The sequence below is a fragment of the Oceanisphaera sp. IT1-181 genome (genome assembly GCF_033807535.1).
GTDB lineage: Bacteria > Pseudomonadota > Gammaproteobacteria > Enterobacterales > Aeromonadaceae > Oceanimonas.
On record NZ_CP136856.1, the window covers coordinates 70,592 to 91,558 of the forward strand.

Sequence of the window (20,967 nt, forward strand, 5' to 3'; positions counted from 1 at the left end):
ATTACCTTTTTATATTCCCGCCATTTGCTGCTGCCTTGGGCATGCGTCACTGCTTTTAAATTTATCTATCGTTCTGATACCTCTAACGGTGTCGGCATAACTGACGCTATTCGTTAGTTGTTCAACCAACAGTTGTTAAGAGGTTAATCATGGAATTTTTAATGGATCCGTCATTGTGGGTGGGTTTACTGACACTGATAGTGTTAGAAATTGTACTGGGTATCGATAACCTAGTCTTTATTGCCATCTTGGTGAAAAAGCTGCCGCCCCATCAGCGCGACAAAGCCCGTATTATCGGTTTATCGCTGGCATTGATTATGCGCTTAGGCTTATTGAGCGTGGTGTCTTGGCTGGTGACGCTCACCGCGCCTGTGCTCACTTGGGGAAACTTAAGTTTCTCCGGTCGAGACCTTATTTTGCTGGGCGGTGGTTTATTCTTGATCTTTAAAGCCACCACCGAGCTGCACGAGCGGCTAGAAGGCTCCACTCACGAAGATAGCGCCAGCGGCGTATACGCGGGCTTTGGCGTGGTGATTGCCCAGATTTTGGTGTTGGATGCAGTATTCTCGCTCGACTCCATTATTACCGCAGTCGGCATGGTCGACAGCTTAGCGGTCATGATGACGGCGGTGATTATCGCTATGGTAGTGATGCTGGCGGCATCTAAGTCGTTAACTGATTTTGTGAATGCGCACCCTACTGTGGTGGTGCTGTGCTTGAGCTTCTTGCTGATGATCGGCTTTAGCTTAGTGGCAGAAGCGTTTGGTTATCATATTCCAAAGGGCTATTTATATGCGGCTATCGGCTTCTCGATTTTAATTGAGTTTTTAAATCAATTAGCTAAGCGCAATGTTACCAAAGAAGCAGCGCGCCTGCCGTTACGTGAACGCACGACCATGGCGATTTTTAATCTGATGGGCGGCAAGTTAGCGGCAGAAGAGCAAGCTGAGCATTCGTCCAATACCCGCCAAGAGCCCGGTTTTGCCGAGGAAGAGCGCAATATGATCAGTGGTGTATTATCGCTGGCTGAGCGTTCCACCCGCACCATAATGACGCCGCGCTCTGAAATCGCTTGGCTGGATACTTCTGACAGCCGCGAAGAGGTGTTGGCGGAGCTTATGGCTTCCTCTCATAGTCAGTTTCCGGTGTGCGATGGCGAGCTGGATAACTTATTAGGCGTGGTGCGGGCTAAAGACTTAATGGCCGGCCTGAAAGAAGGCAAAACTCTTGCTGAGTTAGCTGAGGGTAACGACTCCATCATAGTGCCAGACAGCATCAGCGTGATCCGCTTGCTGAGTGTGTTGCGTGAAGCCCGCGGCAATCTGGTATTGGTGAACGATGAGTTTGGCACCATTCAAGGCTTAGTAACGCCCCATGATGTGCTGGAAGCCATAGTGGGTGAGTTTCTCGATGAAGATGAAGCCCCAGAAGTGGTGGTGGAAGAGCAGGGCTGGTTGGTGAAGGGCAGTACGGATCTGCATTATTTAGAGCAGGTGTTATCTCGCCGCGGGCTGGTGGATCCAGACGATGACTATGCCACCTTGGCTGGCATGTTATTGGCGTGGAGTGGCCAGTTACCGATTGAAGGCGCGATATTTGTCTACGAAGACTTACGATTTGAAGTCGTGGAAATCGATGAGTTTCGTATCGCTCAAGTGCGGATTTCGCCGCTTGTTACCGCCAGTTCATCGCTTTGATTAATACTGACTATTAGCAAAACGGCGCCCAATTGGGCGCCGTTTTTTATGAACACGTTTAATGTACCCTGTAAAATTTTGCCTCATGCCTCATGCCTCATGCCTCATGCCTCATGCCTCATGCCTCACGCCTCACGCCTCACAATACCGCCGCTATGGCCGCTTGCAGTTTGGGATCATCGGGCTTGGTGAGGCTGGAGAACACCGCCGTCACTTGGCCTTGTTTATTCAGTACAAATTTATAAAAATTCCAGCGGGGCGCCTTGCCACTTTGGCGAGTAATCTCTTTAAAAATAGGGTGCGCATCTTTGCCTCGCACTCTAATCGGCTGAGCCATATCGAAGGTTACGCCAAAGTTCACAAAGCATATTTCAGCCGCTTCGGCTTCGTCTTTGGCTTCTTGGCGAAAGTCATTGGACGGAAAGCCCACCACTTTTAAACCCTGATCTTTATAGCGCTGGTGCAGTGCTTCCAGCCCCTCAAACTGACCGGTAAAACCACAAAAGCTGGCGGTATTTACCACCAACATGGGGTGGCCAGCCAATTGGTGCATATCGAGCATTTCACTGGAATGCAGTCGCGGCAGCTGATGGTCAAACAGAGCTGTAGTATCGGGCTCGGCTGCCAGCGATGGCTGGCATAGGAAAAGGCTACAAAGTGCCGTCGGCAACAGTTTCTTCATGGATGTTTCCTTACATATTGAGCCGTTAATACAGAATAGGCCCGAGCAGCTGATAAAAGCTTGCTCGGGCCTTATGCTGTTACCAGCTTAACCGTCTATATAAGATAATCCCAGCCGTGCGCTGTTGCGCTTATTACTGCAAGCGACTTATTGTGACAGTATCAGGTCAGTAATGGCTTGGCCCAACTGTTGGGTGTTGGCCGAGCCACCCATGTCGCGGGTGAGCGCATGGCCTTCGCGAATGGCGGTTTCTATGGCGGTCATAATAGTGTCGTGCATTTCAGGATGGCCTAAGTGCTGCATCATCATAGCGGCGGCCCAGATAGTACCAATAGGGTTGGCAATGTTTTGACCGGCGATATCCGGAGCCGAGCCGTGTACGGGTTCGAACATGGACGGCAGGTCTTTCTCTGGGTTGATGTTAGCCGAGGGTGCAATCGCTATGGTGCCGGTGCAGGCTGGGCCTAAGTCCGACAAAATATCGCCGAACAGGTTAGAGCCAACAATGACATCATAAAACTCGGGCATTCTTACCAGGTTGGCGGTGAAGATATCAATATGGAATTGATCAACTTTCACTTCTGGATAATGCTCAGCCATGGCGGCCACGCGGCTGTCCCAGTAAGGCATAGAGTGGAACAAACCATTAGATTTAGTGGCGGAGCTCACGTGCTTTTTGTCACGAGTCTGGGCCAATTCAAAAGCATACTTCAGGATGCGGTCGGTACCCTTACGGGTAAAGACGCTCTGTTGTAACACCACTTCGTCCTCTGTGCCTTCGTATTGAATGCCGCCGATCGCCGAGTATTCGCCCTCTACGTTTTCGCGCACCACGTAAAAGTCGATATCGCCGGGCTTCTTGTTGGCTAATGGCGACTGTAAGCCTTCGAACAAACGCACTGGGCGCAAGTTAACGTATTGATTAAAGGCGCGGCGAATGGGTAACAGCAGGCCCCACAGAGAAATGTGATCAGGTACGCCAGGAAAGCCCACGGCACCGAGAAAAATGGAGTCGAACGCCTTGAGCTGCTCCAAGCCGTCTTCTGGCATCATGCGGCCGGTTTTATGATAGGTTTCGCAGGACCAATCAAAATGCGTGAAATTCAGCTCAATGCCGTGTTTTTCTGCTGCGGCTTGCAGCACTTTCAAACCTTCGGGGATGACTTCCTTGCCGATACCGTCACCGGGAATTACTGCGATATTGAATTGTGACATATTTGTAACCTCAGGTTGTGTGAAGTGAGAACTTAGGCACTAGTTTAGGTTAGCCTCTGATAATATGTAGTCACAAAGTGTAATCTCTGGGTTTACAAATTATGGACAAATTGCCCGCGCTGGAAGACATCAAAGTATTTGTAACTGCCGCTCGACTGATGAGTTTTGCTCGGGCCGCAGATCAGCTGCAGGTATCTCCCGCCTATATCTCTAAGCGCATAAAACTGCTGGAAAAAAACGTCAACGTGGCACTGTTTTTTCGTTCGGCGCGGGCTATTAGCTTGACGCCAGAAGGGGAAATTGTGCTGCGCACCGGTGAACAGTTATTGCAGGGCATAGAGACCATGACCGGTGAGCTGAGAGCCTCGCGGGAAGAGATCCGCGGTGTGCTGCGCATCAGTTGCAGCACCGGCTTTGGTAGTGAATATCTCAATCCTTTTATTTTGTCGCTGCGCGCCCACTATCCGCTGTTGGATATCGATCTGACGCTGGCGGACCGCGCGGTAGATATCATCAGCGAAAACATGGACCTGGATATCTGCATCGGGGGGGCCATTCCCGAACAATATATTGCGCGCCACCTTGGCGAAAATATCCGGATTTTTTGTGCCGCCCCCGCTTACCTAGAACTGCACGGCTGGCCCGAGCATCCGCGCGAGCTGGAGCAGCAGCACACCTGCATTACCATTCGCGAGCGTAATCAGGCTCCCGCCTCTTGGAAAGTGTCCCGAGCGGGTGAGGTGCTCACAGTTTCGCCGAACAGTCGTTTGAGCGTGAATAATGGCGATGTGGCCAAACAATGGTGCGTGAACGGGGAGGGCATACTGCTGCGCTCGCTGTGGAGCGTGCAGCATGAATTGGAGCAAGGGCAACTGGTACAGGTGCTGCCCGAGTGGCAGCAGATGGCCGATGTCTATGCAGTGTATTCACGCAGCATCAAAAATAGCGCTAACTTACGCGTTTTCATCGAAAACTTAGAGCCATATCTGGCACAACGATTGCCCCGCCAAGCGCAGACTGAATCGATAAAGGTGAATAAAAAATGACGGGCATACATGCATTTGGCAGCCGCTTGCTGTCTCAGCTGGGCCAAAAGAAAATGAGCCAGCTTAAGTTGGCCCATGCGCTGGGCGTGTCGCGCACGGCGGTCAATAAATGGACCAAAGGCGGCATGATAGATGACGGCAACTTAGACCGACTGGCTTCCTTTTTAGACGTAGACAAAATTTGGCTGAAATACGGCGAGTACGCCAGTCAACCCGCAGAGAGTAGCCAGAGTGCGGCGCGCAATATCAATGAAGTTCACCTGCAAGAATCGGCGGAAATTGTCACTTGGGAGTGGGACTTGCTCACGGAAAAGGTGCATTACTCTGACAATGTAGAAGCCGTATACGGTATTCGTATCAGTAGTAACGATGAGTTTTGGTCCTTGATGGGCGATGCCGCCAAAGAAAAATTGGTCAGCGGTTATTCGAAAATCATCCGCGAAGGTGGGGCCCATGAAATGGACTTTAAAATCGACCGAGACGGCGAGTTCCGTTGGATTACCTCCCGCGCCACTGGGGTAAAAGGCCCCAACGGTAAGGTAACCAAGCTGGTCGGTATTAGTTGGGATAACACCGAGCGCAAAAGCACAGAATTACGTCTGCGCAAGATGCAGCAATATTTTGATGTGTTATTGGCGCACATTAAGCATGTGGTGGTGTTCACCGATAGAGCAGGGGAAATACTGGCCAGTAATCATGAAACCCAGACCGTAAAGATGGATTATCTGGAATTACAGCGCTTGTTCTATCAATTGGTGATCAATAATTCCGAGTGGCTAGACCAGGTATGCGAAACCGGCAGTGGCCAGATTACCTTTCAGGGCAGAAACATCACCGGCTACCATCATCTGGATCATGAGCAGCAACCGTTTCTGATGTTTGAATTGGCGTAAGTTATTTTTTGATTTATCACTCTGATTGCCACATAGAAGAGGGCGCTTGTTCATCACAACAGTGATAAACAAGCGCCCTTTTTCTTTATGCTTATTGGTGCTTGGTGCGAGAGGCAGTAATGCGACAATACTGCTCTAGAGAGTAGATCAGCGAATAAGCGCTAAAAGTGCTCAGTTGCGTTACTCCCTATCAAATCAGGCGATATCAACGCACAGGTATTTTACGGTCAGGTAGTCTTCGATTCCATAATGGGAACCTTCCTTACCCAAACCCGATTGCTTAACCCCACCAAATGGCGCCACTTCGTTGGAGATCATGCCGGTATTGATGCCAACCATGCCGCTTTCCAGCTTTTCTGCCACACGATAAACTCGGCTTATATCCTGCGAGAAGAAGTAAGCCGCTAAGCCAAAGATGGTGTTGTTAGCCTGAGTGAGCACCTCTTCCTCGTCTTGAAAGCGGATCAGTGCGGCAATAGGGCCGAAAATCTCTTCGTGCACTATGTCCATGGAATCGTTCACATCCACTAAAATCTTAGGATTGATGTAATTCCCTTGTTCTTCGACTTCATTGCCCAGCACCAGCTGACGTGCACCTTTAGCCAGCGCGTCGTCGAGTAGCAATTGCATGCTATCTATGGCTCGACGGGTGATCATGGGGCCGATATCGGTATTCTGGTCTAGGCCATTACCGACACGTAGCTTGGCTACTTGAGCGGTAAATTTTTCGAGAAATTCGTCATAAACAGCGTCATGGATATAGAAGCGGTTAGCGCACACACAAGTCTGGCCACCGTTACGAAATTTAGACAGCATGGCGCTGGCCACCGCTTTGTCGATATCCGCATCATCAAACACGATGAAGGGCGCGTTGCCGCCGAGCTCGAGTGAGGTTTTCTTGATGGTAGACGCACATTGCTCATATAAAGTACGACCCACCTGAGTGGAGCCGGTAAAAGAAAACTTGCTGATAAGCGGATGCTGGGTCAAGGGCACACCCAAGGTGCGAGCGTCGCCGGTGATCACGTTAAAGATACCTGCAGGAATGCCCGCTTGTGCTGCCAGCTCCGCCAGTGCCAGTGCCGTAAAGGGCGTTTCTGAGGCCGGCTTAATAATAATGCTGCAACCCGCGGCCAGTGCAGGGGCGGCCTTACGAGTGATCATGGCTGCCGGAAAATTCCAAGGCGTAATGGCGCTACACACGCCGATTGGCTGGGTGATGGTAGACAGGCGATTAGTGCTTACGGTTTGGGGGATGGTTTCACCGTAAACGCGCTTGCCTTCCTCAGCGAACCACTCGATGAAAGAAGCGGCATAGCGGATTTCTCCTTTAGCTTCTTGCAGCGGTTTACCCTGTTCTAGCGTCATGATGGTGCCTAAATCGTCGACGTTCGCTTCAATTAATGTAAACCAGCGATAAAGAATCTTGGATCTTTCTTTGGCGGTGAGGGCACTCCAGCCGGCCATAGCCTCATGGGCTTGCTCTATGGTGTCGTTCACCTGCGCTACCGACAGGCTGGGTACAGTACCCAGCACCGATTGATCGACTGGATTGGTGATGGTGAGGCTCTGTTCGCCATCCACCCACTGGCCGTTGATATAGCATGACTGGCGAAATAGCGACGGATTGTTGAGCATTTTCATAATAGTTATCTCCTGATCAAATATTCATACGATAAAAAATTGCAGCCTAAATGGACCTTGATCAACAGCTGAGGGAGCACCCTCATGTTCGCTAATACTACGACTCTCAAGGCAAAATATGACTCGCCCTTGACTGAGATAAGCGCAGAATAGCAGGCCTTGTTACACAACTATCAAGTCGACATAGTCATTCATTACATCATGCTATTCGCATGGCTCAGCACAGCATTGCTCTCGATATAAACCACCCGATGCAAGCCATGAGTTTTCGCCCATGCTAGTTGAATAGGTTGGTTCAGACCAATGTAATTTTACAAACAGTTAACCTAGCTAACACTTTTATACTCATACCGTTATAAAAGGTATGAAATTTTTAGATGATTGTTTTATGTAGATTGAGCCTGTCGTTATTAGACGGTCACCGCTTAGCGTTTTGTTAACTTACGGTGTTCTACCTGAGTGGTTGACAACCCATATAGTCCGTATGGCATGAATGAGAAAACAGATAAATATTATGCCCCTACCACCAGCTCCTGAGCTTTAGCCATATGGCCAACAGCAAGGCCAAACCGGCTAATACGCCACAAAAGGTCCAAAAGGCCAGCGGATTGTCGGCGCCGGGCATGCCGGCTAAGTTAATGCCAAATAAGCCGGTAAGAAAGCTGGCAGGCAAAAACAACAGCGCCATAATCGACATTTGATAGGCGCGGCGGTTGGTGGCGGCGGCCATGATGTTGTTAACCTCGTCGGCCAGCACGGCGGTACGCGCCACCCCGGCGTCTAAGTCGTCCAGCCAGCGACGTAGTCGGTCGGCAATATCCAGTAAACGGCGGCGATCGTCGTCATTTAGCCAACTTATCTTCTCGCTAGCCAAGCGTGCCACCAAGTCCCGCTGGGGAGAAAGATAGCGACGGATCATAATCAGCTGCTTGCGAATACGGCCCAGCTGACCACTGGCGGGCATGGTGTTTTCGAGCACTGATTCTTCGAGGCTCAATATTCTATCGTGTAACGTTTCTACAAACTCACCGGCGCGATCGGTAAGGGCATCGCATATTTCCACCAGCCAATCGCTGGGGCTCACAGGGCCATCTTGGCTGGCGAATTGCTCAAAAACGTCTCTTTCCGATAGCAATGGCCGACATCGGCTGCTGATAATCAGCTGAGGGCTAATGAAGATACGCAGCGCCACCATTTCTTCTGGTCGGTTGTGCTCGTTATGGTTGATACCGCGCAAAATCAGCAACAAACTTTCGCCCTGGCGTATCAGCTTGGGCCGGTTACTTTGGCCGAGCAGTGCTTCGCGGGCGCTTTCGCTTAGCAAGCTACTCTGGTTCAACCATTGCTGGGCTTGTGGCTGCCCGTAGTCTAGGTGCACCCAAGCGGGGGGCTCTGTGAGTAACTCTGCGCCGGCAACCAAATGCTGCATGCCGCCATGGCCGTCCAACTGTAGGCTATAGATGGTATTCTCTGGCACCCGTTCCATGGTTTGTCCTTTTATCACGCTGATATCTCAGCTTACACTAAAGTGGTTTCAACTGAAGCATGCCACTCTGTGGTGCTGGACGAGGTATCATCAGCCTATGATGATTCTTTTACTCAGGCAGATTTATGCGACGCGGCTCTTTTAATCCCGAGGCGGATGACACTCAGTTTAATTGGCAAACTTTGCGCACCTTGTTGCCCTATTTATTAGAGTATCGGTTGCGCATTGTGCTGGCGCTGGCCTGTTTAGTGGCGGCCAAGGTCGCCAGCGTCGGTCTGCCGTTTATTCTTAAGCATATTGTCGATGCTATGGATAAAGGCGTGGCCAGCGAAGGCGTGGCTAAAATATTGGTCTTACCCTTAGGATTATTGCTGGCCTATGGCGTAATGCGCTTGGCCAACGTGTTACTGGGAGAGATCCGCGATGCGCTGTTTGGCCGTGTTACCGAGCGTGCCATGCGCCGCATTGGGCTGGCGGTGTTTAAACATTTACACCGTTTAGAACTGGATTTTCACCTTAATCGTAATACCGGCGGTTTATCCCGTGACGTAGAGCGGGGCGTGTCGGGCGTCAGTTTTTTGCTGCGTTTTATGGTGTTTAATATAGTGCCAACGTTGTTTGAAATCGCACTGGTGATTGGCGTCTTGCTGATTAATTATTCCATCTGGTTTGCGCTGGTGACCTTGGTGGCCGTGGTCTTGTATATCGGCTGGTCGGTGGTGGCCACCGATTGGCGCACCGGTTATGTGCGGGCGGCCAATCTTGCCGACTCGCAAAGCAATACCCGCGCCGTAGACAGCCTGCTTAACTTTGAAACCGTAAAATATTTTACTAACGAGCGTTATGAAGCCGAGCGCTACGATACGGATCTTGCCCAGTGGGAAGTGGCGCGGCGTAATAACCGCTTAAGCTTGTTTGCGCTTAATGGCGGTCAGGCGCTGATTATTGCCGTGGCCATGACCATCATGATGATCTTGGCTGGAAAAAATGTGGTGGCCGGCACCATGACGCTGGGTGATTTTGTATTAATTAATGCCTTTATGATGCAGCTATTTATGCCGCTTAATTTCTTAGGCTTTGTGTATCGAGAAATGAAAAGCTCCATGGCTAACGTGGAGCGCATGTTCGCCTTGTTACGCCGAGATCCCACTATTAATGATGCGCCGCACGCCACCGAGTTGGCCATTAGCCAAGGTGCCATTGAGTTTAAAGACGTGAGCTTTGGCTATGGCCCAGAGCGGACTATTTTGCAGCAAGTGAGCTTTAGCGTGCGCGCTCAGCAAAAGGTGGCGGTAGTGGGGGCCAGTGGCTCGGGCAAGTCGACGCTGGTGAAATTACTGTTTCGTTTTTATGACGTAAACACCGGTAGCATCTTAATTGATGGTCAAGATATTCGCCACGTCACCCAAGGCTCATTACGCCAAGCCATTGGCATAGTGCCGCAAGATACGGTGCTATTTAACGCCTCCATTTTTGACAATATTCGCTATGGCCGCATTAGCGCTACCGACGAAGAAGTAATGGAAGCCATTCGCTTGGCTCATTTAGCGGACTTTATTGCGCGTTTGCCACAAGGCGCCAACACGCTGGTGGGTGAGCGCGGCCTTAAACTCAGTGGCGGTGAAAAACAGCGGGTAGCGATCGCGCGCACCATTCTTAAGCGGCCCGCTATCTTGGTGTTTGATGAGGCTACCTCGTCTCTGGATAGTCGCTCAGAGCAAAGCATATTGCAGGCCATCGCCGAGGTATCGCGTGGGCAAACCAGCCTAGTGATTGCCCACCGTTTGTCAACGGTGGTTGATGCAGACCATATTTTGGTGATGGATCACGGTCGCATCGTCGAGCAAGGAAATCATGAAGTCTTGTTAGCCAAACAAGGGCGGTATGCCCAGTTATGGCATATTCAACGGCAACAGCAGGCACCAGAATGAGGCCGTTCGCGTGCTGGCCCCCGGTGTTTTTTAGTCGAAGTTAAGCAAGGTATCCTAATGCGGGTGCCTATACTGACTAAAGGTTCACGGTTTAGGATGCCATTATGCTTACTCGTACCTTATGTGCAGCCACTTTATATACAGCCACCTTATATACAGCTATTTTGGGCTGCTTGTTCTGGGCGTTATCTGCTCCGGTCTTCGCCTTGACATTTTCTCCGGCGGCCATGCTGGGCTGGGAGCCCAAAAGCTTTGCCGGCGATACCGAATATCGGCTGGTGCTTGATCCCCAGCTACAGCAGCAGGTGGTGCGAGCCAGTAGCCGAGCGGCGGCGTCGGGTCTTTTCTATGAGCAACGGATCGATCTGGATGCGACTCCTTGGCTCAGCTGGCGCTGGCGAGTAGAGCAATTTCCGACTGTAGCCAATGAGCGCGATAAGGCGGGGGATGATTTCTCGGTGCGAGTCTATGTGGTAGTTCGCGACGGCTGGACCCGACTGAGCAGCAAGGCTATCAGCTACGTTTGGGCGCAGCAGGCGGAGGTGGGGCAGGCTTGGGAGAATCCCTTCGCCGGCGATAAGGCGATGATGTGGGCGCTGCGTAATCGGCAGGATGGTGATGGCTGGGTAAGTGAAAAACGCAATATTAAGGCGGATTTGCGGCGGCTGTTCGGCAAAGACTTTCGTTATCTTGAAGGCGTCGCCATTATGAGTGACGCCGATAACAGCAAGAGCAGTGCTATCGGTTATTATACGAGTCTGGTTTTTACCCGCGACTAACACTACCCCCAGTGACGAGATTGAAAGTAATGAGGTTGCAACACCGATGAAAAAAATCCTGATTACTCTGCTAGTAGGCTTCGGCCTGATCGGCGGCCTGAGTCAAAATTCGCCGCTTTTTACTTTGTTATCGACGACGCAAGCCGCCCACGATCCACTGCTGCTAGCCTATCAAAACCGGCAGAGCGATGTGCAAGTCGAGGGCCGCGGCCGAGTAGTTCGTCTGCTAAAGGATGACAATAAGGGCTCCCGCCATCAGCGATTTTTGCTGGCCTTGCCGAGCGGTCAAACTTTGCTTATTGCTCATAATATTGATTTGGCACCACGGATCGACACCCTGAAAGTAGGCGATACGGTGGCGTTTTACGGCGAGTATGAATGGAATAACAAAGGCGGCGTGGTGCACTGGACCCATCACGACCCTAAGGGGCGCCATCCCGGCGGCTGGCTAAAACACCATGGTAAACGGTATCAATAGCCTGCCATTGGATATTTAAAAGAGCACTCAATCATGTCAGAACAAGATCAGTACATAGAACACACCGAGCACTGGGTAAAACAGGTCATTATGAAGTTTAACCTTTGTCCTTTTGCCCGCCGAGAGGTGGAACGCGCCAGCATTCGCTATGCAGTGGTTGAAGAGCATAAACCGAAAGCGGTATTGCTGGCGCTATTAGCCGAGTGTGCTTTGCTCGACGAGCAGCCGGCAGTAGAAACCACCTTAGTTATTTTACCGCGGGGTTTTGAGGGCTTTTATGCGTACTTAGACTTAGTCGATTTGGCAGAAGATATGCTGCTTGAGCAAGGCTACGAGGGTAAATATCAGCTGGCCAGTTTTCACCCAGACTATTGCTTCGAAGGTGAACCTCAAGACGATGCGGCCAATTATACTAATCGCTCGCCTTACCCCACGCTGCACCTGATCCGTGAAGCCAGCATGGAGCAAGTGCTGGCCGACTATCCAAATCCGCATACCATTCCTGAGCGTAATGTGGAGTTTGCGCGGCGCAAAGGCAGCGATTTTTTCGTCAAATTACTGGCCAGCTGCGCTAAATATTAGTAATAAGCCGTAGCAGCAAGCCGCGCGGCTTTGCCCCCCGTTTTAATGCCAGTGTGCGCTGTTATCAGTGCGGTACTTAATGTAGCTGCAGTTTAATGTTGATGGAAGTTTTGGCGCGGGCCGCTTTGTAAGAACTGATGAGTATCTTTATCGGCCATGTCACAAGGCTCGCGCTCACATTGCAATGTGACATGATGCAATTGATGTTCATGGGCCAAGAGCTCTCGCGCTGCCTGCAATACTTGCTGAAGATCTAACTCTGGTATGACCAAGTGTGCCGTTAAGCTCGCTTTGCCACTGGTCAGCGCCCACACATGCAAGTCATGTACTTCTTGCACGCCGTCAAGCTGGCTTAAATCGGCATTAATCTGGTCTAAATCTACATTAGCGGGCACGCCTTCCAGTAAAATATGCAGGCTATCGCGCAGTAAAATCCAAGTACGTGGCAGCACCCAAAAACCAATGGCCACCGCAATCACCGAATCCACCCACTGCCAACCCGTCACCATAATCACCAAAGCACCTATGATGACGCCCACGGATCCCAGCGCATCACTCAGCACTTCTAGATAAGCGCCTTTTATATTTAAGCTTTCTTTTTGACCGCCTACCAATAAATACATAGCCAGCAAATTAATGCCTAACCCCACGACGGCAATGGCCAGCATGCCTGCCGATTGCACCTCTGTCGGTTGTTGAATACGCAACCAAGCTTCATACACAATATAAAATGCCACTGCAAACAGCAGTAAGGCATTAAAGGCCGCCGCTAAAATCTCGAACCTATGATAACCAAAGGTACGTTTTTGATCGGCAGGGCGCTTGGCAACTTGAATAGCTGCAAGGGCAATGGCCAGCGCTGCGGTATCGGTAAACATATGCGCCGCATCAGATAACAAAGCCAAACTTTGGGTAAGCAGGCCACCAATCACTTCAATAATTAAAAAGGTGCTGGTTAAGCCCAGTGCCCACCACAGTCGCTTACTGTGATTTTGTGCGGGAATGGCGTGATGATGCGAGTGCGGGCTTCGGTCAGGCATAAGGCATCCTTATGGTGATGAGCAGTAAGGCCGGTGGCTGAAATCGGTAGCCACCTATAACCCACTCCTATTTAACTTACTCCTATTTAACTTACTCCTCTTAACCTAATCCAATTTAGCCAAGACCGTGATTTTTTTGGTAAGTTCTTAGCCAGCTGTACTAAATTATAGGGCTGAGGCTCGGCACCATAAAGCGAAAGGCTGACCAATAAAGGAGGTAATGATGCGTTGTTTACACGGATGGGTGCTGGGCTTGCTGGCGGTGGTATTATCTGGCTGTACGGGTATGCCCGAGGGCGTGACGCCAGTAAAAAACTTTGATGCCGATCGCTACTTAGGCACTTGGTATGAGATTGCCCGTTTGGATCATTCCTTTGAACGCGGGCTTGAGCAAGTGTCCGCTGAGTACAAGTTGCGGGATGACGGCGGCATACGAGTGCTTAACCGCGGTGTGGACGCCAAAAGTGGCGAACAAAAAGAGGCAGAGGGTAAGGCTTACTTCGTGAATGGCGTTGATGAAGCGCATCTTAAAGTGTCCTTCTTTGGCCCTTTTTATAGCTCCTACCTAGTGTTTGAGTTAGACGAGGACTATCAATACGCCTTTATTTCCGGCTATAACCACGACTATTTATGGCTATTGTCGCGCACGCCTGAGATTAGTCCTGCATTGAAAGATCACTTTGTCGCCAAAGCAAAAGCACTAGGCTTTGCGACAGAGCAGTTAATTTGGGTGAAACAGTTGCCCTAAGCCACAGCCTTGGTTTTTATGGGTGGCTTTGCCCTATTTGATGATTTATCGTAATACGCTAATGAACGTAATCTGATTTACGAATTAAAAATAATTAATATTAGGAGCAAGTGATGCTGAAAAAAGTCGCGTTGTTAATGGTAGGTGGTGTATTCGCTACTTCTGTACTCGCCCAAGCCGAGTTATTTAAGCCAGATGATCTGGTTAAATATCGCCAGTCTATTTACCAAGTGATGAGTGCTCAAGCCACTGTGCTGGGTGCCACGGCCAAGGGTGAAATTGAGTTTGATCCGGAAATAGTACGCGAACGCGCATTAAACATGGGCAATGTAGCCAAGTTACTGGGCGAAACCTATGTGCCTGCCACTCAAGGTGTTAAAGACAGCAACATGCTGCCTGCTGCTTGGGAAGATATGGACGGCTTTGGCGATAAAGGCAAAGCCTTTGGTGGCGCACTGCAAGAGCTGATTGCCGTATCTGGTGAAGAGGGTTTCGATAAGAAAGCCGCCGGTCCTGCCATCGTTAAAGTACTGAAAAGCTGTAAAGCCTGCCACGACGATTACCGTGCGGACTAAAATAAGTACGATTAAGCAGCGTTTGGTCTGACTAAAAAGGAGCCTTGGGGCTAACACCATTCAGTTAAGCGTGTTTAGAGCGAATGGGGTACCGAGTTTTTGATATCCGAACGGTCCTACTCTTGGGCCGTTTTCTTTTTTCAGGCAAAATATAGCGCTTCACTCGCTCGCGCATGGCCCTCAGCTTTTTGGGGATCGTGCCGGGGGCGGCGATGGCACACCACATTACTTCATCCTGAATATCTCTTAACGCCATCATAAAACTAATCCGCAGCGGTGAGACGTCTGCCTCGTGAGCAATGCGGCTGATCTCCACCCGCACTAAATTGTAGGCAAGTAAAATCCCCCACAGCTCCTGCGTGACACCTTCAACCGACTGACTGCGCAATAAAATCGTATCCTCCAGCATCCGATGTTTAATTTCCCCATAACTATTTTCGATCTCCCACCGCTCAAAATAGACATCCAGTAACGCTTGGCCTGAGTGCTGCTGTCCATCGACTAACGAGCACAGTACGCCCTTGATATGGTTGCTGCTAACCGGCTCAGGGTAAAGTACCAGCCGCGCTTGCCAGTGCTCCGGCAAGGAAGGATCTAATTTTCTTGCCTGAGGTGACACTTTCATTTCCACCAGATGATCGCACTCTGAAAACGAGTGCAGCACCGTATATTGGGTGTTACTTTTTATGGGTACCATCCAGTGCGCGTGAGGATGCTGGCGTTGCCAGTTAATCAATAATTCTGCACTGAGATAACAACGGTCAAATATCGTTAGGCTGTGATCGGGGACATGCGCAAGCAGTTGCTTAGTATAAGTGACTTCTCCCTGATGACTCGGGCCAAAAGCAACATGATGAACCATGCGACTACGCAGAGAACTAAAGGCACACAGACGAACAACGGGGTATTCAGTATGGGCCGTTTTACTGTGTTTAACGTAACCGAAGTGTTTGGCTAACTCGGGGGTATCCGCAGTGCGAAATTGGGTGCCGTCGACAGAATAAAGTCGAAGTCCATGCCAGGTATCCTTACCGTCTTCTTCTGCAATCCAACGCGCAGCCGTGAGGTTAAACAAGGCGGCTAATGGCTCGCTAGTCAGACGTTGTCTAGCTTGGGGAATGGCACTGGGCGCGACGGACTCTCCCAGCTTATTGGTCAGTTGAAGATCTAACTTGTCTACCACATCACTAATCGAACGGTCACGAAATAATCCCATGGCGATAACCAACCAGACCACCAGCTCGGCGGGGAGCTTTCGCCGCCTGACACTCGCTTTATCCGTTTGCTCTAGCGCGGTATGAATCCAGTCCAGAGGAAGGTGTTTGTGAAAGGTCGATAACGACTCAGGAACGGCAAATGTATCGGTGTCGAGTAACCAGTGAGCAAGCAAAAAAATACCCTCATACCATGTGGTGATGAGGGTATTCTGACGCCGTATAAGGATCGGTCAACCGATCGCCAAAATTTCTTAACTGATCGGTGTTAGCCTTGGGGCTCCTTTTTAGTAGGCATTTGAAATGCATATATTTAAAATTTATGATCCGTCATAAACAATGTGGCTGCTATTAGCGGTATTTAAAAATAAGTGATAAAACAAGGGTGCTTTGCATCTAAAGCAGGGTAAAAAACGCGATAACGATGTGTGTTTTGGGTCATAGAGGTTAATTCAAATGCTGAAATATTCAGTCCCAATGCGTATGTTGCATTGGCTTACAGCACTGCTCATTATCGGCCTATTCGCGGTGGGCTTATGGATGCGCAGCCTGAGTTATTATGACTCTCTGTATCAAATATTGCCGTTTTGGCATAAGAGCGTCGGCTTCTTGCTACTGCTGTTAGTACTGCTACGGTTAGTGGTACGCTTTTCCAGAACACGACTGCCTTCGTTGCCCAGCCATAAACGGTGGGAGCAGCGAGTAGCAGGTGCGACTGTAGGGCTGCTTTATGGATTGATGTTTGGCATGTTTATCAGTGGCTATTTAATCGCCACCGCCGACGATAGACCGGCCTCCTTTTTTGGCTGGTTTGATATTCCGGTATTGATCACCGCTTTTCCTAATCAAGAAGACGTAGCCGGTCTGATACACGAATACTGTGCGTGGGCCTTAATTGGCTTATCTGCACTGCACGGCTTGGCTGCACTGAAACACCATTTCTTAGATAAAGATGTCACCCTCAAGCGCATGCTGTAATTGGCATAACGCTATTCAAGGAGAATAAAGATGAAGAGAACGTTCATTGCTGCCGCCATGTTGCTGGTTACAAGCCAGACTTATGCCGCCGCCGAAACCTATGTGGTAGACACCAAGGGCATGCATGCCTCCATCAATTTTAAGATTGACCATCTCGGTTATAGCTGGGTAGTTGGGCGCTTTAACGACTTTAAAGGCAGCTTCGTGTTTGATGAAGACGATGTGGCTAATAACAGCGTGGAAGTAACCATCAACACCAGCAGCGTCGACAGTAACCATGCGGAGCGTGATCGCCACGTGCGCAGCGAAGACTTCTTAAACGTGAAGAAGTTTCCAGAAGCCAGCTTTAAGAGCACCAGCGTCACTAAAGACGGTGACGAGGGTGAATATAAAGTGAAGGGCGACTTAACCTTGCACGGTATAACCAAGCAGGTGGAGTTTGAAATCGAAGAAGTGGGCGCCGGTAAAGATCCTTGGGGCGGCTATCGTCGTGGCTTTGAGGGTGAAATGACCTTAAAGCCCAGTGACTTTGGCATTAACTATGACCTAGGACCTGCTGCTGCCACCATGGAGCTGGAATTTATCCTTGAGGGTGTGAAGCAGTAACACCCAGTAAGGCGTAAAAGTGAGCAGTAAATTGTGCCGAATCTTATGATTCGGCATTTTTTTTTACACTTCACGACAAGCTTACAAATAATAAAACAAAATCCACGCCGGTAGCACTGCCAGCGCTAGCGCCACTACAAAGCGAAGCCAAGGAAAAGATGCATGAATGGGCAGCTTATCGGCCACGCGCTCCAAGGCGACTCTTTTATGACCTGTCACCATGGCTTTTACTAAACCCTCGCCGCGCAATCGGTACATAACGATGGCCAAAATATGCATGCCTACGATTAATAAGATGCCCCAATAAAACCACTTCTTGTGTAAAAAGGTCATCAGCTTGGTGGTAGCGCCAGAGGCATACATGTAGAGCGGGCCATTATAAAAAATATCATCACTGGCAAACAACCCTGTGGTCAGCTGAAACAACAAGGTGGCTAAAATCACCAATACCATGATGCCGCCCACTGGGTTATGGCTCAGATAGAGTGGCTTATTGGGCTTGGCACTGGCGAGAAAGTACCGAAAGATATGTTTGGGGTGATAAATAAAATGGCTAAAGCGTGCGTAAGGCGTGCCTATAAAGCCCCAGATAATGCGATACGTCAGTAAAGTGAGCAGCACTTGAGCGAGCAGCATGTGCTGATCCATGTCGTCACCTGCCGAGCGCCAAAGTAAGAACAGCAGTACGGGTAAGCTCCAGTGAAAAACCCGAATCGACCAATCCCATACTTTAATGGGATTAGGGTTTACTTGGCTCATAGCGGATGGTCTCCAACCAGGTAATTAATGGCTTATTTTAGCCTGAGGCCCATTTTTATTTAAGCAAATGCTTTAGTTTGTGTGTGGGGCTGTGATGGGTGCGGCATTTGGCTTAAATGAGTTGCTTAAATGCAAACATCCCGACCAAGGCCGGGATGTTTGTGGTAAACCGCGAGCTAATAACTTACTTATTTAGCCGGTGCGGGCTGCGCTATTTTAGTTAATGCTTGTTCTAAACCTTGGCGAAATTGGTTGCGAGTAAGCACATCAATTTCTTGCCATTTTTGCTTAGGTGCAAAATCCACTGTGCTCTCGGTGAGCACGTCTTTACTCTGCAAGGCTACCCAGCGTGCATCGTAGTTACGAGTTTGTTCGCCGTCCCATGCCAATACTTGGCTAACGATACCCTTTAAGCGCTCCGGGTTACTCATGGAATAAGGGGTGATCTTAGCGCCAAAGCGCTGGTTTAGCTGACTAACGGCCGCGTGCGCTGTTTCATCGCCGGATTTATTTGCATCACTGCGGGCACGCAATTGCGCCGCATAAAACCAAAAGGTGGCCTGATCTTGATACTCGTTGTCGAACATAATGGCGGAAATTAAATACAATACCGGCGGCGCATAATCATTGGGCGCTTTTAAAATGGTATTAATCATTTCGCCTTTGCCACTGGTAATTGCATCCATGGCTTGCTGTGACTTAGAGATATCAATGCTGGCAAATTCGCCTTTAGGCGTGACTTTTTCTGGCGCTTGGTTAGTGGCGCTTTGGCTACTCGGTTTGCTGGTTGTTTTAGTTTGCTCCGAAGGCGTTTGACTAGAGCAGGCGGCTAAAAGCGCACAAAGTAATAGGGGATATAATTTCATCAGTTAACCTCGAGTATTAATAATGTATTCAGCAAAGCGGGAAATGAAGCTCAGGTCAAGAACATTAGCATCAATAGGCTGTTATTTGAGCGGTAAAGGCAGATCGCTGAGGCGGGTTTTGACTGCTCGCGGCTGTTGTTGCCAAAGTAAATATATATCTCGCCGGTAGGCAATAGGAATGCTGTGCGAGCAAATCAGTACAATATGCTCGCCTTTTTTTAGGCCACGAATGCTGCCTTTGACGGTACGTAGATCTTTCGTCAGTTGCCGGCAAAGTAGCAACAGCGCTTGCGGAGGCTGGCCGCTGATTACCTTAATTTCTGCGTCTTGCAAACGGATCCGAAAGCTTTCTTGGCGTCGGCGCAACACATAAAGCAGGGCGAATAACGTCACTGCAATTAACAGTATACTGCTGAACATAATTTTCATCCTTGAAAAACAGCATTTGATGACCGGATAATGACAGTTTGAACTATAAAGGCAAGTTACGCTTATGAAGTCGCCACAAAAAATCCGCGTCGCGACGTTTAACGTCGCACTCGATAGAAGCAAGCCCGGGCAATTGGCGGCTGAGTTAGCAAAAGGACTGCCCCAAGCGTGTAATATCGCGCATATTTTGCAGCATATTCGCCCAGATATAGTGCTGTTAAACGAATTTGACCATAATGGTGCGGTCGCTGAAAATGCGCATTTAACGCAGTTTTGCCAGGATTATGTAGCGGTGGGCGAGCAAGGCATCGATTATCCCTATCGTTATTTGGTACCGACCAATACCGGAGTTTTGGCGCCTGTTAATTTAAGTGGGCAAAAGCAGATGGCACCAAGTTTACCGGCAGATGGTCTAGGCTTTGGCGCCTTTCATGGTCAATATGCTATGGCGGTATTATCGCGTTTTCCGTTACTGTTTGAGCAAATGCGCAGTTTTCGTCACTTTTTATGGCGTGATATGCCCCATGCTAAATTGCCGCACACGCCACAGGGCAGTTATTACCGGAAAGAGGTATTAGACATACTGCCGCTGTCTTCTAAAAATCATCTCGACTTACCAGTGCGCTTGCCTAATGGTCGTATCTTGCATCTGCTGGCCAGTCACCCCGCGCCGCCCATAGATGAAGGGACAGAGCGGCGCAATAGCTGTCGCAATCATGATGAACTGCGGTTGTGGCATGATTACATTAGGCCGCAGCTGAGCGGGTATTTATACGACGATGCCGGTGGTCAAGGCGGATTAGCTGCGGGTAGCGACTTTGTGATCTTAGGGGATTTAAACGCCGATCCGGTGGACGGTGATGGTTACCAAAGTGCGATACAAGGGTTGTTGAACGAGACCAAGCTTAATCGAGCGGTGGCGCAGGGCCCATTGCGGCCTGCGGCACGGGGGGGCTTTGCGCTTAAATTGCGCCAACCACGCATTGGATCCCCTAAATATTGGACCCATAGCCAAGGGCTGCGCCTCGACTATGTATTGCCCAGCCAAGGGTTATGCGCCACGGCCAGCGGTGTGTATTGGCCGGCTCCAAATAAAGCCGATGCAGAGCTGTTCTGGAATAAGCAGGGCTGGCCCGAGCGCCGTGCTAGCTCGGATCATCGCATTGTTTGGGTAGACTTGGAGCTCTAAAGATTGCGCCTGAGGGTTTGTGAGTTAGCTCACGCTTTTCGTGCACCAAGCGGCAATAATGTTAGCTATATCAAATATTGAAAGCGACATGCTGGGATATTAACGGGCCGCGTTATTTAATAGCGGCTGA

At 49.8% G+C, this 20,967-nt stretch carries 21 protein-coding genes; 12 read left to right on the forward strand and 9 right to left on the reverse strand.

The window, feature by feature from the left end:
- Positions 1-149 precede the first annotated feature (149 nt).
- On the forward strand, positions 150-1,697 hold the full coding sequence (locus tag R0134_RS00270) for a TerC family protein (protein WP_319782943.1): 1,548 nt from the start codon (positions 150-152) through the stop codon (positions 1,695-1,697).
- 139 nt (positions 1,698-1,836) lie between these two features.
- Here the strand turns inward: R0134_RS00270 and R0134_RS00275 are convergent, their stop codons facing one another.
- Positions 1,837-2,379, reverse strand: a complete 543-nt coding sequence (locus R0134_RS00275; protein WP_319782944.1) for a glutathione peroxidase — start codon at positions 2,377-2,379, stop codon at positions 1,837-1,839.
- A gap of 147 nt (positions 2,380-2,526) precedes the next feature.
- Positions 2,527-3,594: a tartrate dehydrogenase gene (locus R0134_RS00280; protein ID WP_319782945.1), complete on the reverse strand. Its 1,068-nt coding sequence runs from the start codon at positions 3,592-3,594 to the stop codon at positions 2,527-2,529.
- Positions 3,595-3,695: 101 nt separating this feature from the next.
- Between R0134_RS00280 and R0134_RS00285 the strand changes: the two genes are divergently transcribed.
- Together R0134_RS00285 and R0134_RS00290 are read left to right on the forward strand one after the other, a co-directional pair.
- On the forward strand, positions 3,696-4,640 hold the full coding sequence (locus R0134_RS00285) for a LysR substrate-binding domain-containing protein (RefSeq protein ID WP_319782946.1): 945 nt from the start codon (positions 3,696-3,698) through the stop codon (positions 4,638-4,640).
- Complete coding sequence (locus tag R0134_RS00290; protein ID WP_319782947.1) at positions 4,637-5,533, forward strand: helix-turn-helix domain-containing protein; 897 nt, start codon at positions 4,637-4,639, stop codon at positions 5,531-5,533. Before R0134_RS00285 ends, R0134_RS00290 begins: the two co-directional genes overlap by 4 nt.
- 195 nt (positions 5,534-5,728) lie before the next feature.
- Here R0134_RS00290 and R0134_RS00295 read toward each other — a convergent pair whose 3' ends face one another.
- Together R0134_RS00295 and zntB are read right to left on the reverse strand one after the other, a co-directional pair.
- A complete protein-coding gene (locus R0134_RS00295; RefSeq protein ID WP_413641418.1) occupies positions 5,729-7,177 on the reverse strand; it encodes an NAD-dependent succinate-semialdehyde dehydrogenase in 1,449 nt (482 codons plus the stop codon).
- A 520-nt stretch (positions 7,178-7,697) separates the two neighbouring features.
- Positions 7,698-8,663 carry a zinc transporter ZntB gene (gene zntB / locus R0134_RS00300; protein WP_319782948.1) on the reverse strand — a complete coding sequence of 322 codons (966 nt, stop codon included), beginning with the start codon at positions 8,661-8,663 and terminating at the stop codon, positions 7,698-7,700.
- Between the two features lie 125 nt (positions 8,664-8,788).
- Between zntB and R0134_RS00305 the strand changes: the two genes are divergently transcribed.
- The 4 genes from R0134_RS00305 (at position 8,789) to R0134_RS00320 (ending at position 12,433) form a co-directional block, all read left to right on the forward strand.
- On the forward strand, positions 8,789-10,594 hold the full coding sequence (locus R0134_RS00305) for an ABC transporter ATP-binding protein/permease (protein ID WP_319782949.1): 1,806 nt from the start codon (positions 8,789-8,791) through the stop codon (positions 10,592-10,594).
- A 104-nt stretch (positions 10,595-10,698) separates the two neighbouring features.
- Positions 10,699-11,373 (forward strand): DUF3047 domain-containing protein, encoded by a 675-nt coding sequence (locus R0134_RS00310; RefSeq protein WP_319782950.1) that lies wholly within the window; start codon positions 10,699-10,701, stop codon positions 11,371-11,373.
- Between the two features lie 46 nt (positions 11,374-11,419).
- The gene (locus tag R0134_RS00315) at positions 11,420-11,851 is read left to right on the forward strand and encodes a DUF3465 domain-containing protein (RefSeq protein ID WP_319782951.1); all 432 of its coding nucleotides are present in this window, start codon (positions 11,420-11,422) and stop codon (positions 11,849-11,851) included.
- 33 nt (positions 11,852-11,884) lie between these two features.
- A complete protein-coding gene (locus R0134_RS00320; protein WP_319782952.1) occupies positions 11,885-12,433 on the forward strand; it encodes a DUF1415 domain-containing protein in 549 nt (182 codons plus the stop codon).
- Between the two features lie 92 nt (positions 12,434-12,525).
- On the opposite strand, the gene R0134_RS00325 is transcribed toward R0134_RS00320, so the two are convergent.
- Entirely contained in the window at positions 12,526-13,473 is a 948-nt protein-coding gene (locus R0134_RS00325) for a cation diffusion facilitator family transporter (protein ID WP_319782953.1), read from the reverse strand.
- Positions 13,474-13,696: 223 nt separating this feature from the next.
- Between R0134_RS00325 and R0134_RS00330 the strand changes: the two genes are divergently transcribed.
- Both R0134_RS00330 and R0134_RS00335 read left to right on the forward strand, forming a co-directional pair.
- Positions 13,697-14,221 (forward strand): lipocalin family protein, encoded by a 525-nt coding sequence (locus R0134_RS00330; RefSeq protein WP_319784273.1) that lies wholly within the window; start codon positions 13,697-13,699, stop codon positions 14,219-14,221.
- A gap of 113 nt (positions 14,222-14,334) precedes the next feature.
- Positions 14,335-14,796, forward strand: coding sequence for a cytochrome c (locus R0134_RS00335; RefSeq protein WP_319782954.1), 462 nt, complete (start codon positions 14,335-14,337; stop codon positions 14,794-14,796).
- Positions 14,797-14,860: 64 nt separating this feature from the next.
- Here the strand turns inward: R0134_RS00335 and R0134_RS00340 are convergent, their stop codons facing one another.
- A complete protein-coding gene (locus R0134_RS00340; protein ID WP_319782802.1) occupies positions 14,861-16,186 on the reverse strand; it encodes an IS4 family transposase in 1,326 nt (441 codons plus the stop codon).
- Between the two features lie 280 nt (positions 16,187-16,466).
- On the opposite strand from R0134_RS00340, the gene R0134_RS00345 reads away from it, so the two are divergent.
- Positions 16,467-16,988, forward strand: coding sequence for a cytochrome b (locus R0134_RS00345; RefSeq protein ID WP_319782955.1), 522 nt, complete (start codon positions 16,467-16,469; stop codon positions 16,986-16,988).
- A 30-nt stretch (positions 16,989-17,018) separates the two neighbouring features.
- Positions 17,019-17,594, forward strand: coding sequence for a YceI family protein (locus R0134_RS00350; protein ID WP_319782956.1), 576 nt, complete (start codon positions 17,019-17,021; stop codon positions 17,592-17,594).
- Between the two features lie 81 nt (positions 17,595-17,675).
- Here R0134_RS00350 and R0134_RS00355 read toward each other — a convergent pair whose 3' ends face one another.
- From R0134_RS00355 to R0134_RS00365, 3 genes are all read right to left on the reverse strand, one after another.
- Positions 17,676-18,353, reverse strand: coding sequence for a cytochrome b/b6 domain-containing protein (locus R0134_RS00355; RefSeq protein ID WP_319782957.1), 678 nt, complete (start codon positions 18,351-18,353; stop codon positions 17,676-17,678).
- Positions 18,354-18,541: 188 nt separating this feature from the next.
- Entirely contained in the window at positions 18,542-19,219 is a 678-nt protein-coding gene (locus R0134_RS00360) for a hypothetical protein (protein WP_319782958.1), read from the reverse strand.
- A gap of 81 nt (positions 19,220-19,300) precedes the next feature.
- Positions 19,301-19,639, reverse strand: coding sequence for a DUF3634 family protein (locus R0134_RS00365; RefSeq protein WP_319782959.1), 339 nt, complete (start codon positions 19,637-19,639; stop codon positions 19,301-19,303).
- Positions 19,640-19,712: 73 nt separating this feature from the next.
- Here R0134_RS00365 and R0134_RS00370 point away from each other — a divergent pair, with 73 nt between their 5' ends.
- Positions 19,713-20,837, forward strand: a complete 1,125-nt coding sequence (locus R0134_RS00370) for an endonuclease/exonuclease/phosphatase family protein (RefSeq protein WP_319782960.1) — start codon at positions 19,713-19,715, stop codon at positions 20,835-20,837.
- Positions 20,838-20,967: the final 130 nt, after the last annotated feature.

Coding starts and splice junctions, on each gene's coding strand:
- R0134_RS00320 (WP_319782952.1), top strand. CDS start 11,885: ATGTCAGAACAAGATCAGTACATAGAACACACCGAGCACTGGGTAAAA.
- R0134_RS00290 (WP_319782947.1), top strand. CDS start 4,637: ATGACGGGCATACATGCATTTGGCAGCCGCTTGCTGTCTCAGCTGGGC.
- R0134_RS00295 (WP_413641418.1), bottom strand. CDS start 7,177: ATGAAAATGCTCAACAATCCGTCGCTATTTCGCCAGTCATGCTATATC.
- R0134_RS00365 (WP_319782959.1), bottom strand. CDS start 19,639: ATGTTCAGCAGTATACTGTTAATTGCAGTGACGTTATTCGCCCTGCTT.
- R0134_RS00355 (WP_319782957.1), bottom strand. CDS start 18,353: ATGAGCCAAGTAAACCCTAATCCCATTAAAGTATGGGATTGGTCGATT.
- R0134_RS00370 (WP_319782960.1), top strand. CDS start 19,713: ATGAAGTCGCCACAAAAAATCCGCGTCGCGACGTTTAACGTCGCACTC.
- R0134_RS00335 (WP_319782954.1), top strand. CDS start 14,335: ATGCTGAAAAAAGTCGCGTTGTTAATGGTAGGTGGTGTATTCGCTACT.
- R0134_RS00280 (WP_319782945.1), bottom strand. CDS start 3,594: ATGTCACAATTCAATATCGCAGTAATTCCCGGTGACGGTATCGGCAAG.
- R0134_RS00310 (WP_319782950.1), top strand. CDS start 10,699: ATGCTTACTCGTACCTTATGTGCAGCCACTTTATATACAGCCACCTTA.
- R0134_RS00350 (WP_319782956.1), top strand. CDS start 17,019: ATGAAGAGAACGTTCATTGCTGCCGCCATGTTGCTGGTTACAAGCCAG.
- R0134_RS00270 (WP_319782943.1), top strand. CDS start 150: ATGGAATTTTTAATGGATCCGTCATTGTGGGTGGGTTTACTGACACTG.
- R0134_RS00285 (WP_319782946.1), top strand. CDS start 3,696: ATGGACAAATTGCCCGCGCTGGAAGACATCAAAGTATTTGTAACTGCC.
- zntB (WP_319782948.1), bottom strand. CDS start 8,663: ATGGAACGGGTGCCAGAGAATACCATCTATAGCCTACAGTTGGACGGC.
- R0134_RS00345 (WP_319782955.1), top strand. CDS start 16,467: ATGCTGAAATATTCAGTCCCAATGCGTATGTTGCATTGGCTTACAGCA.
- R0134_RS00275 (WP_319782944.1), bottom strand. CDS start 2,379: ATGAAGAAACTGTTGCCGACGGCACTTTGTAGCCTTTTCCTATGCCAG.
- R0134_RS00325 (WP_319782953.1), bottom strand. CDS start 13,473: ATGCCTGACCGAAGCCCGCACTCGCATCATCACGCCATTCCCGCACAA.
- R0134_RS00305 (WP_319782949.1), top strand. CDS start 8,789: ATGCGACGCGGCTCTTTTAATCCCGAGGCGGATGACACTCAGTTTAAT.
- R0134_RS00315 (WP_319782951.1), top strand. CDS start 11,420: ATGAAAAAAATCCTGATTACTCTGCTAGTAGGCTTCGGCCTGATCGGC.
- R0134_RS00360 (WP_319782958.1), bottom strand. CDS start 19,219: ATGAAATTATATCCCCTATTACTTTGTGCGCTTTTAGCCGCCTGCTCT.
- R0134_RS00330 (WP_319784273.1), top strand. CDS start 13,697: ATGCGTTGTTTACACGGATGGGTGCTGGGCTTGCTGGCGGTGGTATTA.